General features: G+C 38.3%; 16 protein-coding genes. 11 read left to right on the top strand and 5 right to left on the bottom strand.

The window, feature by feature from the left end; translation table 11 throughout:
* Positions 1 to 250 precede the first annotated feature (250 nt).
* On the bottom strand, positions 251 to 1,423 hold the full coding sequence (aao, locus tag F602_RS0102195; protein WP_018166327.1) for an aminoacetone oxidase: 1,173 nt from the start codon (positions 1,421 to 1,423) through the stop codon (positions 251 to 253).
* A gap of 94 nt (positions 1,424 to 1,517) precedes the next feature.
* Between aao and F602_RS0102190 the strand changes: the two genes are divergently transcribed.
* Positions 1,518 to 2,012, top strand: a complete 495-nt coding sequence (locus F602_RS0102190) for a DUF536 domain-containing protein (protein ID WP_018166326.1) — start codon at positions 1,518 to 1,520, stop codon at positions 2,010 to 2,012.
* Positions 2,013 to 2,091: 79 nt separating this feature from the next.
* On the top strand, positions 2,092 to 3,045 hold the full coding sequence (locus tag F602_RS0102185; RefSeq protein WP_018166325.1) for a glutathione S-transferase family protein: 954 nt from the start codon (positions 2,092 to 2,094) through the stop codon (positions 3,043 to 3,045).
* Here the strand turns inward: F602_RS0102185 and F602_RS10255 are convergent.
* The 3 genes from F602_RS10255 to F602_RS0102170 all read right to left on the bottom strand — a co-directional run bounded on the left by F602_RS10255 (position 2,996) and on the right by F602_RS0102170 (position 5,119).
* Positions 2,996 to 3,760 carry an alpha/beta fold hydrolase gene (locus F602_RS10255; protein WP_018166324.1) on the bottom strand — a complete coding sequence of 255 codons (765 nt, stop codon included), beginning with the start codon at positions 3,758 to 3,760 and terminating at the stop codon, positions 2,996 to 2,998. The genes F602_RS0102185 and F602_RS10255 overlap by 50 nt on opposite strands.
* A gap of 50 nt (positions 3,761 to 3,810) precedes the next feature.
* Entirely contained in the window at positions 3,811 to 4,596 is a 786-nt protein-coding gene (locus F602_RS0102175) for an L-threonylcarbamoyladenylate synthase (RefSeq protein WP_018166323.1), read from the bottom strand.
* 223 nt (positions 4,597 to 4,819) lie between these two features.
* The gene (locus F602_RS0102170) at positions 4,820 to 5,119 is read right to left on the bottom strand and encodes a YbaB/EbfC family nucleoid-associated protein (protein ID WP_018166322.1); all 300 of its coding nucleotides are present in this window, start codon (positions 5,117 to 5,119) and stop codon (positions 4,820 to 4,822) included.
* A gap of 197 nt (positions 5,120 to 5,316) precedes the next feature.
* Between F602_RS0102170 and F602_RS0102165 the strand changes: the two genes are divergently transcribed.
* The 8 genes from F602_RS0102165 to F602_RS0102130 all read left to right on the top strand — a co-directional run bounded on the left by F602_RS0102165 (position 5,317) and on the right by F602_RS0102130 (position 14,799).
* The gene (locus tag F602_RS0102165; protein ID WP_018166321.1) at positions 5,317 to 6,441 is read left to right on the top strand and encodes a hypothetical protein; all 1,125 of its coding nucleotides are present in this window, start codon (positions 5,317 to 5,319) and stop codon (positions 6,439 to 6,441) included.
* Between the two features lie 69 nt (positions 6,442 to 6,510).
* Entirely contained in the window at positions 6,511 to 7,953 is a 1,443-nt protein-coding gene (locus F602_RS0102160) for a HEPN domain-containing protein (protein WP_018166320.1), read from the top strand.
* 411 nt (positions 7,954 to 8,364) lie between these two features.
* A complete protein-coding gene (brnQ, locus tag F602_RS0102155) occupies positions 8,365 to 9,747 on the top strand; it encodes a branched-chain amino acid transport system II carrier protein (protein ID WP_018166319.1) in 1,383 nt (460 codons plus the stop codon).
* Between the two features lie 239 nt (positions 9,748 to 9,986).
* Entirely contained in the window at positions 9,987 to 11,150 is a 1,164-nt protein-coding gene (locus F602_RS0102150) for an SIS domain-containing protein (RefSeq protein WP_018166318.1), read from the top strand.
* Between the two features lie 436 nt (positions 11,151 to 11,586).
* Positions 11,587 to 12,324, top strand: a complete 738-nt coding sequence (locus F602_RS0102145; protein ID WP_018166317.1) for a CppA N-terminal domain-containing protein — start codon at positions 11,587 to 11,589, stop codon at positions 12,322 to 12,324.
* Entirely contained in the window at positions 12,321 to 13,244 is a 924-nt protein-coding gene (locus tag F602_RS0102140) for a serine hydrolase domain-containing protein (protein WP_018166316.1), read from the top strand. Before F602_RS0102145 ends, F602_RS0102140 begins: the two co-directional genes overlap by 4 nt.
* An 8-nt stretch (positions 13,245 to 13,252) precedes the next feature.
* Positions 13,253 to 13,792, top strand: coding sequence for a DUF1697 domain-containing protein (locus F602_RS0102135; RefSeq protein WP_018166315.1), 540 nt, complete (start codon positions 13,253 to 13,255; stop codon positions 13,790 to 13,792).
* 191 nt (positions 13,793 to 13,983) lie between these two features.
* Positions 13,984 to 14,799, top strand: coding sequence for a LysM peptidoglycan-binding domain-containing protein (locus F602_RS0102130; protein ID WP_018166314.1), 816 nt, complete (start codon positions 13,984 to 13,986; stop codon positions 14,797 to 14,799).
* Between the two features lie 570 nt (positions 14,800 to 15,369).
* Here the strand turns inward: F602_RS0102130 and F602_RS0102125 are convergent.
* The gene (locus F602_RS0102125; protein ID WP_018166313.1) at positions 15,370 to 15,837 is read right to left on the bottom strand and encodes an 8-oxo-dGTP diphosphatase; all 468 of its coding nucleotides are present in this window, start codon (positions 15,835 to 15,837) and stop codon (positions 15,370 to 15,372) included.
* A 344-nt stretch (positions 15,838 to 16,181) separates the two neighbouring features.
* Between F602_RS0102125 and F602_RS0102120 the strand changes: the two genes are divergently transcribed.
* A complete protein-coding gene (locus F602_RS0102120) occupies positions 16,182 to 16,388 on the top strand; it encodes a hypothetical protein (RefSeq protein ID WP_018166312.1) in 207 nt (68 codons plus the stop codon).
* Positions 16,389 to 16,617 lie beyond the last annotated feature (229 nt).

Here is a 16,617-nt window from a genome sequence, read left to right as displayed (position 1 = left end):
TTTATTTACCTATATTTCAACGACATTTATTTTTGAACTATTAGAAGTCAGCTAAAATATAATACCATTCTTGTATGTAGTCCTTCATTAACTACAAAGAACTGGAGAAAAGCGCCCATTCAGTTAGTTGGAAACAGAAATAAAGGAAACCCGAGGTGTCCCTCGGGTTTTTTGCTTGCTATGAATGGAAGGATATTTGTTGCACTATCAATGTGACTGTCCAACATGCCGATTTGGTTCGAACTATTTTTTAATAATGTACCATTCCCGCTACCCAGCCTGTACAGAGGCAGTAGGTGATGTTAAAACCACCTGTATGAGCGTTGATATCTAAGACCTCACCTGCAAAGTGTAGTCCAGATACTTTCTTACTCTCAAGCGTTTTAGGATTGATTTCTTTTAAGTCAACTCCGCCCTTGGTTACAAAGGATCTAGCTAGAGACATCTTCCCAGTAATTTGAATAGGGAATCTTTTGAGTTTGTCCATGAGGATCTTATTTTGACTGGGAGACAAGTGTTTGACCTTTTCAGGAAAATCACTGGACAAAAATTCTGCCACTCGTTCAGGTACTAAGGTCTTGAGGGCGTTTTTGATGGATTTTTCTCGCTGTTGCACAAGGTAACGTTCCAACTCTTCTATAGATATTTGAGGTAAGAAGTCCAATTCTGCCACCTCTCCACCTGATACAAAGCTGGACAAACGTAAGGCAGCAGGGCCTGACAGACCAAAATGGGTAAAGAGTAGGTCGTGAGTAATGACATGTTTGCCATAGCTCAGGGTCACATCATCTAAGGAAATACCTTGTAGAGCCTTGTGCGGAAAATCTGTCAAAATGGGGCTTTCAGCTGCTTCCAAATCAGTCACCTGCATTTTAAAATGGCGAGCAATCTCATGGCCAAATCCTGTGGAGCCAGTAGATGGATAGGATTTGCCACCGGTGGTGACGATGAGTTTTCCGCTATGGAAGTCGCTATTGGTCGTTTTGATATGGAAAAGATCTTGGTTTTTCTTGACAGAAACTACCTCGGTATCTGTACGAATGTCCACACCTAGTTCTAGCATCTTCATTTCTAAAGCTTTGATGATGGTCTGTGAGCGATCAGTTGTGGGGAAAACCCGGCCATGATCTTCCACTTTGAGTTTGACCCCATTGTCCTCAAAAAAGCGCATAATATCGTGGTTATCAAACTGTGAAAAGACGCTATAAAGAAAGCGTCCATTGCCAGGAATCCCCTCCAACAAGTCTTCTAGGTTGCCATTGTTGGTTACATTGCACCGACCTCCCCCTGTACCAGCCAGTTTTTTACCTAGACGACGGTTTTTTTCTACAATCAAAGTCTTCTGTCCATAAAAAGCGGAAGAAATGGCTGCCATCATCCCAGCCGGCCCCGCTCCAATAATAATCGTATCATATGTTTTCATGCTCTCATTTTACCATAAATTTGACAGGGGTAGGTGGTTGTGGTAAGATTTTAATGATAGAAAACGTTAAGAAAATCAAGCGATTGAGGATATTATGGGAATTGAGAAAACAGTCAGCGAACTTGCTGAGATTTTAGGTGTCAGCCGACAGGCCATGAACAATCGTGTCAAGGCTCTTCCGGAAGAATTTGTTGAAAAAAATGAAAAGGGTGTAACAGTTGTCAATCGTGCTGGCTTGGTAAAACTGGAAGAGATTTACAAGACCACTATTTTTGAGGATGAGCCTGTTAGTGAGGAAGTCAAACAGCGCGAACTGATGGAGATTCTGGTTGATGAAAAGAATGCCGAAATCCTTCGTCTCTACGACCAACTCAAGGCCAAGGACAAGCAGCTGGCTGAGAAGGATGAACAGTTGCGCGTGAAGGATGTACAGATTTCTGAGAAGGACAAGCAGTTGGATCAGCAACAACAACTCACGCTCAAGGCTATGGCCGATAAGGAAACGCTGAAGTTGGAACTGGATCAGGCCAAGGCCGAAGTCGAATCGACACAAAACAAAGGCTTCTTTGCCAGATTGTTTGGAAAATAAACTTGGGGAAACCCAAGTTATTATTCTTGTAAAAATCAATAATTAGTGATAAAATAATCAAAAATAAAGGAGGAATCTTATGGGTTTATTAGTAGAAGGAAAATGGGTTGATCAATGGTATGACACCAAGAAAACAGGTGGTCGCTTTGTGCGAACTCAAGCCCAATTTCGTAATTGGATAACAGCGGATGGATCTGCTGGTCCAACTGGTCAAGCTGGTTTTAAAGCAGAGGCAGGGCGTTACCATCTTTATGTGTCTCTGGCCTGTCCTTGGGCTAGTCGGACTCTCATCATGCGCGCTCTCAAAGGGTTGGAAGACATGATTTCTGTTTCTGTCGTTCATCCTTTGATGCTAGAAAACGGCTGGACCTTTGAAGAGGGTGAGGGTGTCGTTGCGGATCCTATTTTCCAGGCCCGCTACTTGCATGAAGTATACACTGCTGTCCAACCAGATTATACAGGTCGCGTCACTGTTCCGGTATTGTTTGATAAAAAAACGAAGACCATTGTGAACAATGAATCTTCAGAGATTATCCGCATGTTCAACTCAGCTTTTGATGGTATCGGAGCAAAACCGGGAGATTATGTACCAGCGGAATGGCTAGAGGAAATTGACAGCGTCAATGATTTTGTCTACCACCGCATCAATAATGGAGTCTACAAGGCTGGTTTTTCTACCAAGCAAGAAGTCTATGAAGAAGAGGTAAATAAGCTCTTTGAAGCCCTGGATCAGATGGAAGAGCGTTTGATTGGTCAAGACTACCTAGTGGGTAATCGTTTGACTGAAGCAGACATCCGTCTCTTCACCACTCTAGTTCGTTTTGACTCTGTCTATTTTGGTCATTTCAAGTGCAATATCAAGGCCTTGGTTGATTATCCAAATCTGTGGGCGTATACCAAACGTATCTACAAAATGCCAGGAATTACAGAGACTGTCAACTTTGACCATATCAAAAAGCATTACTACGGTAGTCACAAAACCATCAATCCAACAGGTGTGGTGCCAGTTGGACCAAATCTGGATTGGAGCTAAGAAATGTTGAAATAACCTGAGCGACAAGCTCGGGTTTTTCTGTGTGAGGACTATGACCGCAATCTGGTATTAGTTCAATCTGAACAGAATCAGGAACTCTTTCTAACATTTGTTTTTTCCAGTTGGGGATATCTTTGGTTTGGGGGATGAGCAAGCAAGGACAGGATAGAGACTGGAGGGTGGGGACAATCTGACGATGAAGAGTCACCAATGACCGGATAGCTTCTGTATTTAGATTTAAAGAATAACGACCATTTTTGAATACTAGGCTTTCCTTGACAGCCTGCTCAAGATTTTCTGACCAAAATGAAGAAGATTCCTTTTCTTTCTGTATAGTAGATTCAATGGTCGGATAAGTCGTTTTTTCCAAAAAGTGAGATGTTTCGCGTAATTCATCTTCTAAAGAACCAAGTTGATGGATATCTATATAGGCACCATCTAGTAGAATGACTTGTTGAACGTTTTTTATGCTACTTGCTAAAAAGGCTGCAAGACTTGCACCAAAAGAATGCCCAATTAGGATGATTGGATTCTCTAGATTGACACTGTTAGAAAACCATGTTATCAAGTCTTCCTTATTTTCTATGATGGTGTTTCTTGTAGCTCCATGTCCTGGCAAATCAAGGAAGATGACTGGGAAAGATAGGGCGTTTAGCAGATCTTGAGAGTGATATTGATTGCTGCCTAGGCCACCTAGAAAATATACTTTTGTCATATAAATTTATACCAAAACCCAAGTTTTTTCAAACTCGGGCTTTTCATTTCTTAATAATACTCCCCTTGGCGGTAGTTCCAAGAGTTGAAGTGGTCGGACAGGTGCATCATGATTTTGTCGATGTCCAGACCCTTGCGGATAATAACAGGACATGGTTCGATGGAGCGGCTGTTAGCTCCCTGTTCTGGAATCAGCTTGCCATCCACATCGACCATGGAGACCATAACCCCTTGCTCATAGCGTGTTTCAACAGTTTTGTCAGGTTGGATAGACGCTACGTAGTCGTCCGCTTCGATAACCAAATCTACCTTGGACTCGATGCGCTCCCCGATTCCTTCCACCTTACCGCGGTTTCCTTTACCAGATGGGTTGGCAGAGGAAGCATAGACCATGCGACCCTCCTGTTCCCACATTTCCTTGGCAATTTGCTCACCAGCCACACCGAACTTAATGACGAAGCAAGAAGTACCACGGGCATCAGTCATCAACTCCTCGCGCCCATCGCCATAGGCCTGTAATTTAGCGTAAGATTCAGGTTTCCAAGGTAAGATACAACCTAAAAGAATGTCTTCATCCCAATGCTTCTGGTAAAAGGCATCAATTTCTGGTGTCAGTTGTGCCAATTCCCGTAATTCTTCCATGCTACCACAAAGCACAACACCTGGTTTGTTGCGTTTGCGTTCTTTAGCATCAAACTTGCGTTCCAAGCCAGCCTTGTCTGCTGTCATGATGATGTAGCCGACCTTGGTTGGGCAGACAATGACCCCACCTTCTTTTTTTATCGTATCAAGGCCTTCTTGGGAGAGTTTTCCATCCCAATGAATGTGTTTTGTCATAGCGTGCTCCTTTGGTAGAATTTTCAGATAATTCAATTATATCAGAAAATTTTGTAAAATCAACCAAATTTTCGCTTACCGCTTCTGGAGTTGTCATTGTTGGTTCTCGTTGGCCACTTTTAGAAAACAGGAGAGTTGTAAAGATGTCTAGCAGATTGACGAACATTATGGAGAAGACACTATTTTTGTCAATCGCTATCTCTCAAACTTTTTAGCTAGTTATCTAAAAAGGTAATTTACCTGCAAAAGCACCTAGCGATTGCTGACTGGCTGCATCAATTTTTTCTAAAGCTTGGTTAACCGCTTGGATGGTCATGTCTTGTAACGTTTCAACATCATCTACGTCCACCACCTCAGGCTTGAACTCGATACGAACCAACTTCTTATCGCCAGTGAAAGTGGCAGTCACCAAATCCTGAGCAGAAGCCCCCATGAAGCTCTTAACTGCCAAATCTGCTTGCGCTTTTTCCATTTGCTTTTGTAGTTTCTGTGCCTGTTTCATCATGTTTTGCATATTCATCATAAGTGTCTTATCTCCTCGTATTTAAAATATTGTCTCACAACAGGTCTATTATAGCATTTTTTAAGGGTCTGGAAAAGATGGAGGAGCGATGAAGAACGAAAGAAAAGGGAGGTAGAATATTTTATTGCCTTTAATAATAAACATTGATTACTTTTGAAGTATAATAGTAAGTAGTAAAAAGAAATGAGGGAAAAATATTGGTCGAATCATATATCTCGGAATTATTACCAGCCAAGTATATAAAACGTCATCAATTGATGCTTTATTTGTATGACATTTTAGTTGATATATTGGTTAAGGCTGATAAATATAAATTGGCAAATTTATCTTTTAAATTTACCAATAAGATAGATAATAAAGTTGACTTTCTTGATGAGCTAGAGAGACAAAGAGACTTAGAGATTTCTGAAAGAGTATTTATTCCACATATATTTTTTTCAATTTTGAGAGATTTGAATTACTATCTGTTTGAATCATTGAGCTGTATAGAACGTGGTAAGGTTACTGTTGCATTTTCACTTGCTAGAAAACCATTTCAAGATAATTTGTTTTATTTAAGCTGGATGTTAGTTCAGCCACGTGAATTCTTAGAAAAAGTACAGTATGGAGATTCTGGAGAATATGATGTCAGTGATTTAAGAGGAAAGAAAGATTTTGTTATTGATTTATTCTCAAAAGCGAAGGTATTAGTTCAATCTAGAAATAGTTCATTGGATTTTAGTCAAGAATTACTTAATCCAGAATTGTTGTATGATGTAATATACAATAGAAGGGCTGAAAATAGTTTGACTAGTGCGTTTGATAAATCAATTCATTTGGTGACTAGAAATAAAAATTATCCAACGGAGAAGAAGAATCTTAATTTTATTTTTGCAGATGATAAAATTTGGGATGACTTTTGGGATTTGTACTATAAGAAAATCCCATATATTCTACTATATTTGGTGGAGGTTATTGTTGCTATTTTTGAAAAATATGTAGATATAGATGAGGAAACATCAGAGTTTAACCGATATATCAGAAATTTGAAGATAATATTAGCATTATCAGAGGATGATAATAAAGAATTAGAGAGCATTTTTGATTTAATATTTAGCAGTGACTATCTTAGTATGAACTGTGATGAGTGTGGTAATCAATTTGAATTCAATATGGCTGTAGTGAATGAAATAAGAGAAGATTATCTTTATACTTGTCAGAAATGTGGGTTTGTAGAACGATTAGGACAATATTTTGTGAGCGACGAATTGTTAAGTCATCGTAAAAAAATTATGATTGATAATTCAGATAATGAAAATTGGAAGCTGATCTTAGATAAATAAAAGATATTATACATAGAAATATTTTAGAAAAATATGAAGTTTTTTTGAATAATAGTTAGAAAGGATAAAATGAAGTTTAAAGATTATACTTGGGATAAAGAATTTGAAATAAAGGGATATTTTTCAGAACGTTCTGATGATATTGCTACTACTAATAATAACCTAAGTGGTGTTTTACATTATTCGCCGAGAGAAATCGTACTAGAATTATTTGGTGCATTTGAAGAGGAAACAGGTATTTCATTCGGTTTTGGTAAGAATTTAGAAAAGGTATATGGGTATTCTAGCAATGGTAATATCTTAATTTTAAATACTTATGGAGAGCCAAGCGGGACCTCTACTTACCCTGGATTTCCTATCACCAAATATCGCGTAAAAAATTTTAAAATATATAACGTATTTTATAATGCAATTGATGATTTTGATGGAGGTTCAGAATCTTTTAAAGCCTTAATTAACAAGCTGGAATCTCAAGAAATTAAAGATTATAAATTTAGTTTTGAACATATTGAAGAATGGATTGAAAAATCATTAGTGACCATTAAGCATGGAGAGAAGCAAACTATTTTTGAGAGTGCAGTAAATGAATATCAACCAACAAAAGTATTAATAGAATCACTTGAGATGAACTTTGAAGATATGGCAATACTACATTCCTCGTTTACGACTACGTCATTTACAAGTGATTATTTTATTAAACTTACGTCAGCTGACTCAAGTATAAGATGTTTTGATGAATTCTATCAAGCTTCACGTAAATTTAAAGAATTTATTGAGATATTGTCAAATATCCCATTATCTTTTACTAATATTGAGTTTCTAGTTGATTATAAAATGTTAAAAGATAAGCGTTTGCCAATTATAAAGGGGAAATACTTTGTTCAACATGCTAGAAAGTCTAAAAAATGGGGACATTCTCAGCAAGATATTTCTTTGAGGAAACTAGAAGATGACTTTGAACGGATTTTAAATCATTGGTTTAATAAATCTGAGGAACCTGAATTTATAGTAGGTCAATTTTCAAAAAATCTTCATGGTGATTTATACTTAGAAGACCAGCTAGTTGATGCTATTAGGAATCTAGAAGTCTATTCTAGAAATTTTAAGAATTTTAAAATTGCACAATGTTTATCTGATATAGAAGAAAAAGAAAAACAATCGTTGCTTGATTATATAAATACACATATTTTAGTAGAGGTTAGAAGGAAGTTTAGGAATAGATTAAAATTTAATAAAAAAGAACCTAGTCTTTCGGAACGTTTAAAAAATTTATTTGAGTCAATAGATGAGTTTAATCAAACTAAAATTTTTTCGAATAATGATAAGGAATTATTGATAACAAAATTGACTCAAACGCGCAATTATTATACTCATGGCGATTCAAAAGATAAATATCCAGAAATGATAACAGATATTCATGAGATGTATGAAACTAAGTTGCTTCTTCAAGAAGTTTTGAGATACTATATCTATCAAGAATTGGGTATGAAATATGCATATAAAAATTTCTAAATAATTACACTGTACTTCTTTTTTGATGATTAAATCAAAATGAAAAAAGTAAAAAGCTTCTCTTTAAAAGGAAGCTTTTTTGGTACAACTCAGATACTGCTATTGTCTATTTTTTGTCTTATTGATATAAATTCGAGTGATTCTAGTTTAATTTAGTGAATTTATAAAGGCTTTAAATCAACGTTTCTGATGGTTGCAAGACTTAAAAAATCGTGGAACAAGTCTTGCATATTCATCATAAGATATTTCTCCTTTGATTGTTTTATTGTATTTACTCCTTTATTGTAACATGCCTTTCCTAAAAATAAAATTGTCTACACTTACAGAATGTTTTAACATTGCAAATTATTCGCGTTTTTGATACAATTTTTTTATTGTCTTTATGATTATGAGATAGAAATAGGAGATATTATGAAACAATCAATATTGGTGCGATATGGCGCCATCGGTCTGATGCTTTTTGCTCTCTTTTTTGGGGCTGGGAATCTCATTTATCCTGCCTTTTTGGGGCTTTATTCTGGACAGCAATTTTGGCTGTCTATTCTTGGGTTTTGCCTGACAGCAGTGACCCTACCTCTTTTGGGAGTTGTGGCTATTGCCTACACGGGAACGGAGGATGCAGAAAGTTTGGCTCGTCCCATCTCCAAACATTTTGCCCTGTTTTTCTCCATTGCTCTTTACTTGTCCATCGGTCCTTTCTTTGCCATTCCTCGTACTGGAGCGACCTCCTATTCTATTGGGATTGAACCTATTTTTGGCTCATCCTTCTTGGTTAAAGCTCTTTATGCTGCAGTCTATTTTGGTCTTTCCTACTGGTTGGCGATTAAGCCTAGTAAGATGGTTAGTCGTATCGGTAAATACATCACTCCAGCTCTTCTGTTGGTTTTAGCTCTACTAGTCATTACCTCCTTTATCAATCCTGCAGGTGGCTTTGGTTTGGCCCACAATGCTGGTCAGGGTATTAGCTCAGCCTTTGCAGATTCTCCACTGGTGGCTGGTTTGATTCAAGGTTATGGAACCATGGATGCCCTTGCTTCTCTAGCTTTTTCTATCGTGGTTATCCATGCTGTCAAAGGATTCGGTGTTAAGGAAAATCGTGATATTGCTAAGGTGACAGTTTTATCGGGAGTTGTAGCAGTGGTGCTATTGGCCGTGATTTATATCTTTGTTGCTCGTATTGGTGCTACTTCGCAAAGTCTCTTTGATTTTGATGGGAAAATGTTCTTGATGAAGGGGCAAGCTATTGATGGGGGTCACGTTCTCAGTCAAGCTTCTCTTCATTATCTGGGTAGTTTGGGTCGAGCAGTGTTGGCTGCTATTGTCTTTCTAGCTTGTCTAACGACTTCAACAGGCTTGATCAGTGCCTGTGCCGAATACTTTCATAAGATTTGGCCTCGTCTATCCTATGTGGCATGGGCAACGATTTTTACCCTCATTGCTCTCAGTCTATATTTTATCGGTCTTTCGGAGATTATTAAATGGTCGGTCCCTGTCCTTTATCTCCTGTATCCTTTGACTGTTGTCATCATTTTCTTGTCATTGACCCACCAACTTTTTGCAGGAGATAAGCGAGTGTATCAAGTGACTGTTGCTTTTACAGCTCTAGCAGCTCTTTATGATGCTTTGTCCACTTTCTCTGCTATGACTGGTGCTTTCACTTTGCCAGAAGGAGTTGAAACATTCTTTTCAAAAACACTGCCTCTGGGAGCGTATGCCATGGCCTGGCTACCATTGGCTGGTATCGGTTTTATCCTAGGTTATATCTGGCATCTGTTGGGTAAAAAACATTCTTAATTTGAGTAACTAGCCTGTTTGCAAGTCAAGCAGGCTTTTTTATACGAACTGTTATTGGCGTTTACAAACCTCACTTAAGCTGATAGGAAACTGAAGAAGCAGAATGGCTTAGAGTCCGCCTCGGTTTTTTATTTTGTAGGAAAATTTTAATATATTAATCTATTTTTATCTTGACGATAAGAAAACAAAAGGGTATAATAAAAGAAAACTGGTTATAACCACTTGAAAAGGAGGATTCTATGTTCCATTTGCCAAAAGAAGAATTGGAGGCCTTAGGTGCCATTATCACAGCACCTGAGATTTATCAACAACCTGTTCTCTGGCGTGAAGCCTATGACCTGTATGTAGCGAAGCTTGATCAAATCAAGACTTTCTTAGCAGGTATTCACGACAAACATGATGATGTACATGTCATTTTTACTGGAGCGGGAACTTCAGAATTTGTCGGACAGAGTATCGCGAACTACCTCAATCAGGTCAATGACTTGAAGAAAATTCGTTTTTCATCTGTGGGCTCTATTGAGTTGGTGACACGCCCGCAAGATTATTTACAGGCGGATATCCCAACTATTTTGGTATCTTTTGCGCGTAGTGGGAATTCCCCAGAGAGCTTAGCCGCAGTAGCACATGCTAAAAAATGGGTCAACAATCTTTATCAGGTGACCATTACTTGTGCGGCAGAGGGTAAACTAGCCCAAGCTGCCCAGGGAGATGAGCAGAATCTCTTGCTATTACAGCCAGCAGGTTCAAATGATAAGGGCTTTGCTATGACGGGTAGCTATACTTGTATGTCCTTGACCGCTCTTCTTGTATTTTCTACGATTTCCGAGGAAGAAAAGTCTCAGTATTTGGATGCCATTATCCGTCTAGGCCAAGATGTTTTGGATCGGGAGGATGTTATCCAAGAGCTTGTCGAACTGGATTTTGAGCGTGTCATTTATTTAGGTGCAGGTGGTTTCTATGGAGTGGCTCATGAGGCCCAGCTGAAAATTTTAGAGTTAACAGCTGGTAAGATTGCGACGATGTACGAAACACCAGTTGGCTTCCGACATGGACCAAAATCTTTCATCAATGAAGAGACAGTTGTTATCGAGTTTACCTCTAATGATGCCTATACTAAACTATATGATGTAGATTTGCTCAATGAGGTTCAGGGAGATGGTATTGCTCGTCGGATAGTGGCACTTTCTGCAAGTCCGATTGACCAGACTCAGGCACCAACTTTTGTTCTAGCGGATGGAGGCCAGGACTTACCGGATGTTTTCTTGACCTTCCCTTATATCCTCTTTGCCCAAACATTTGCCATCTTAGCGGCCATTAAGTGCAAAAATCTCCCAGATACACCATCACCAACTGGTACAGTTAACCGTGTCGTTCAAGGTGTGACAATCCACCCTCTTTAATTTCGGTATCTCCTTACATACTTTGTGTGACAGTGTTAGAAAGTGCTTGATAGCAACGAAAATAGTGGGAAGTTTCCAATGCTCTCACTGTGTCAACTTATTGTTGACAGGTCAATCGCTTTTCACTGGTCTTTAGATGGACTGGTCTTAGTCGGTTTTTCACTCCAATCTTTCCGATTGCTAATCCTTTAAACGAACACAAAGAAGCAGAGCCTATTATAGGCTCTGTTTTTTATATATTATACCTAAATCCCCTAAAATACACTTCTATCCTCGTGGTATCTACCCTAAAGGTTTCTGTTACAAGAAAGGAAAACTGTGATGACAAGGCAGGGAATTTTTAAATACTGATTTTGTTTTCAAAAACCCACACAAACGTTTGTCAAATTTCTTATTTTCCATTAGAATAGAAGAGAACTGATTTTAGGAGTATGACATGTTAGAAATAGAAAAAGTAATTGTTCCATGCTTGCGAGTGAATAACCGTACTGTTAACCAGATTTTTCTTGAGGAGCAATTGGGTTTGAAAACGGTGTTAGAAGAAGCCTCTTTTGCAGAATTTGCTGGTCATTCAACTGATAAAAAAGCCAAACTGGTCTTGATTGAGTCTCCTAGTATGCGCACAAGAGCTGTCGAAGGACCCAAGAAGCTGGCCAAGTTGAGTTTAAAAGTAGAAATTCCAGCCGAGATAGAAGCTCTCCTAGCAAGAGGTACAAGCTTTAGTAAACTTTATCGAGGGAAAAATGGTCTAGCTTTTGAAACAATCCTACCAGAGGGCTATGTCTTTCTACTTCATAGTGAGGATTCGGTTGAGAACCTTCAGGAACTTTCATCGCCTGTTGATTTTATGGAACTACCTAATTTTAAGGGGTTAACCCATTTTTCTGTCAGTCAGATTCTCATCAATACTCCAAATCCAGTAGACAGTCGAAACTTTTATCAAACAATCTGGTCTCAACAAGGGACACTGGTCTTCCAAGAAGCCCAAGGCCCAGATCTTTTGGTTGCAGCAGATACGACATGGGATTTGGATAGCTTCCGTATTCAGGTGTCCGATAGTTTAGACTGGGCAGAATTGGAATCTAAACTAGTGAATCCATATTTTAAGGATAAGAAAGGACGCTTTCTTCAGACAAGTGATCCTAGCAAGATTGAACTTTGGTTTGAAAAATGAGAGATGCCATCTTTGAAAAAATTCAAGAGCAAATAGCAGATAATCTTTATCCGGGAGCCAGCCTCTCGCTCTATGTTGATGGGATTTGGCAGGATAGCTATTTCGGTCAGACCCACGAAGACCAGCCCACCCGTGCTGGTCTTCTTTATGATTTGGCCTCAGTTTCCAAGGTAGTCGGGGTTGGAACAGTTCTGATTTTGCTCCTGCAGGCTGGAAAGCTTGAACTGGATGCCCCCCTTAAAAGCTACTACTCTGCTGTTGCAGATGAGACACTGACCATTCGTCAACTGGTCACCCATACCTCCGGCATTGACCCCTACATCCCCCATCGAGATGAGCTGGATGAAGTTGGCTTGCGGGAGGCCATTAACCGGATTAGGGTAACGAATCAGAAAGATTTTCATTATACGGACATCAACTTGATTCTACTGGGTTTTATGTTGGAAGAAATCTACGGCCAATCATTGGATCAGATTTTCAAGCAAGAAGTATTTGAGCCCTGGCAGATGAGACGTACTAGTTTTGGTCCTGTAAAAGAGGCAGTGCCAACTGTTCAGGGAGAACTAGCAGGTGTTGTCCATGATCCAAAGGCTAGGATACTAGGAGTTCATACGGGTTCTGCAGGATTGTTTTCGGATTTAACGGATTTAAAAATATTCCTCCACCATTATTTGGAGGATGATTTTGCAGCAAATTTAACTCAGAATATTAGTCTTTCTAAGCCAAGGTCTGTTGTCTGGAACATAGATGATGGGGACTGGCTGGACCACACTGGCTATACTGGCCCCTTTATCATGGTTAACCGAAAGGCCCAAAAGGCAGCTATTTTTCTGACCAATCGGACCTATCTCTATGATGACCGCCCGCTTTGGATAGCCAAGCGCAGGGAATTAAGAGAGATCATCAAGAAACATCTTTAGGAGAAAATATGAAATATGCAGTACTTCTTCGAGGTATCAATGTCGGTGGAAAAAATAAAGTAGTCATGAGTGAACTTCGGGATTTAGTCCGCCAACTAGGTTATGAGCAGGTGGAAACCTATATCAATAGTGGCAATCTCTTCTTTGAAACTGAAGCTAGTTACCAGCAAATTCATGACAACATCAGCCAACTTTTTGTTCAACACTATCCCTTTATTCGTTCTTTTTCCTTGTTTAATAAAGCAGACTATGAGTCTGATTTTGCCGACTTGCCTGCTTGGTGGGATGAGAATTTAGCCCGAAAGGATGTTCTTTTTTACACGGACCAGGTAGATAAGGCAGATGTACAAAGACGCATTTTAGCTCTGCCCTTGAGAGATGAAGTCGTGCACTTTGGTCAGTTGGGAGTGTATTGGGGCAAGCATGAGGAAAAAGAGTACCTTAAGACAGCCTACCACAAGCACTTACTGAAAGAGCCTTTTTACAAACTAGTAACAATCCGTAATGGCAAGACCTTTGCCAAATTAGGCGATTATCTAGCTGATTAAATGAATCTCCACCAGTCCTGAGATAAATATTCTCAGGATTTTTTCTATCGAGATTTTCGATACAAATTTGTCATAAAAACCTGAAAATTGATAAATGCTTGTAATAAAAAACATTCTTTTTTAATTCTGCTGTGATTTTTTTGAAGTAATTCTTTGTTAGTATAGGAGTATCAAAAACATGGAGAATAGAAATGAAAAAAGTTTTAGGTAAAGTATCTTTGTTGACCCTTGCTTTAGCAGGAGGCCTTTTCGTTAGCCAGACTGTATCTGCTGATACAGCTTATACTGTTCAAAATGGCGATTCCTTTTTTTTAATTGCTCAGAAATATGGAGTTGACCCCTATGCTCTAGCTACAGCCAATGGTTTGGGTATTTATGATTTGATCGTGCCAGGGCAGACACTGACTATTCCTGGTTATGAAGCTCCAGCACCAGTTGCTAGTCCAGATGCAACCCCAGTCAACACTGGTAGTAGCTATACTGTAAAAGAGGGAGATTCTTTTTCTTCTATCGCAGCAGTATATGGTATGGACTTTAATCAGTTAGCACAGAATAATGGACTCAATATTTATGATTTGATTGTACCGGGCCAAATCTTGCAAGTGACAGGCTCAGCAACTCCAGCAACCCCAGCAGTAGCACCATCTTCGTATTACCTAGAAGGCTATGATTATGAACCAGGTATTAACTACCCAGTTGGCCAATGTACTTGGGCTGTTCAAAAATTAACTGGTTGGGCAGGTGATTGGTGGGGCAATGCTTCCACTTGGGCAGTCAATGCAGCACGCGATGGCTTTGCAGTTGGAGTGACTCCAGCAATTGGTTCGATTGCAGTCTGGACTGTTGGTGAATTTGGCCACGTTGCTTATGTTACAGGTATCAATGAGCTGGGTCAAATCCAAGTTTTGGAAGCCAACTATAATGGACGACAATGGATTGACAACCACCGTGGCTGGTTCAATCCCAATGAAGGCATGGGTCCTGTTTCTTACATTTATCCACATTAAAATTAAAATAAGCTGGGATGAAGGATGAACTGCACCCCAAAAGTTAGACAGGAAAAATCTAACTTTTGGGGGTCAGTACAGACCCTAGCTTTTTTATTTATAGTATCACCAAGATGGTCGATGGAAGTAAGAGTTTAGTAATTGATACACTTATTAAAAAAATATGTTGATAATACAGTAAAATAAATATAATTTATATTGTCTGTTCATGTTTTTATCAATAGTTACAATGTCTATAATTTCTAAGATTAAAATTATTCTTACTGGAAAGTAGTGTAAAAATGTTTGTGACTTTATTGAAAGATGTTGAATCGTTCAGAAGTGGAAAAATATAAAAGTATTATGTCGGGATTGCGAAAATACTGGTGAATTTTTTGGTGTAAAAATAAGAAAACCACAGTTCAGAACTTGTGGTCAGGGCTTTTAGCGGAATATGAATAGAATTATTTGAAAAGAGAGATTAGGTAGTTATTAAAATTTAGATAATTAATCACGCTTGATACATTTTGCTAAATTATTTGAAGATGAAAATCTTAATTTTATGTGTTTGAGTAGATTATACAGTGAATCTTAGTCAAATAAAATAGTTTTATTTTCACTAATACATTTCCTATTGTGATCCCAATAGGAAATGCTTTCAAAACTACCTTTTCTTAAGTAAAGAGGTAGTCTTTTTTTTATCTCTTCTTGCATTGGTATCTTGCTGATGTCCTCTATATTCCACCATTTTGGCTTCCCTTCATCTGACGGAATTAATTTACCAGTAAATTTCGTACATAAAAAGTCATAGAAGACAAATCTCTCATTACCAATAGGGTTTGTGAAACCCGAAATTCCTTTTAATTCAAGATTTAGAGCAGTTAGTCCAGTTTCTTCTTTAAGTTCCCGTAAAGCAGCCTCGAAGAAACTTTCAGGAAATTCAACTTTTCCTCCTGGAGGAATCCAACCAGAAAAATCATCGTGTTGTCTATTAAGTAATAGGATTTCTTGGTTTTTTAAGACACAAATATTAACCCAATTTTTAATCTTTTCAGCCATATAAACCTCCATTTGTTCTAATTCTCACATATTGCAGTTTAAATGTCAAAAATTATATCTTATTTGAGTAAGTGATAAGGGTATCTCAGTTAGGTATTGATTATTTTAGTGAGCTAATTAATGTTAGACAATCTGATGAATTTCTCTTGCAAGATTGATTAGTTTAAGGTTTTATGATCAAACGATTGAATTTCTTAAAAATATCATTTTTTATTTTTCTTATACAAAAACTTTACTTGACACTGTGAAAAGTTCTGAACTTGAGCGAAGGTTAAGTGAACTTGAAATCGAAGTCGAGCTAGTCACTCAAATGGTCTCCACTCTTAGTGAAAGAGAATGCGGTAATGCCACAGAATAAAGATACCTATCAGAAAAAGTACAATAGCTTGGTGGGACGTCACGATATATTAGTAGGTGAAATTGAGTCAATCGAAATGCAGCTATTGGAGGAACGCCATCATCAAAAAGAGCTTCATATATTCTTGGAATCACTTAATCAGCAAAGTGAGCTTTTAGGTGAATTTGATGAGTTGCTTTGGAAACCATGGTAGACAAAGTAGTGGTCTCACCTGATATTAAATTAACTTTCACATTTAAAAATGGTAGTAAAATCGATACTCAATAAAGAGCCACTTAAGGGCTCTTTATTAATTATTATGGCTTCCAGCCAGTTTTTCTCGCAGAGGAAAACAAGAAAACCACCAGCTAAGCTGGTGGCAGACAAGGCTTGTAGCTTCCATTTATTTTTCCTAGTATAATCTAATTGTTCAGGTTAGACAA

Source organism: Streptococcus minor DSM 17118, assembly GCF_000377005.1.
GTDB classification, from domain to species: domain Bacteria; phylum Bacillota; class Bacilli; order Lactobacillales; family Streptococcaceae; genus Streptococcus; species Streptococcus minor.
The sequence above is the reverse complement of the archived record's forward strand: the minus strand, read 5'-3'. Positions and strand labels throughout refer to the sequence as shown.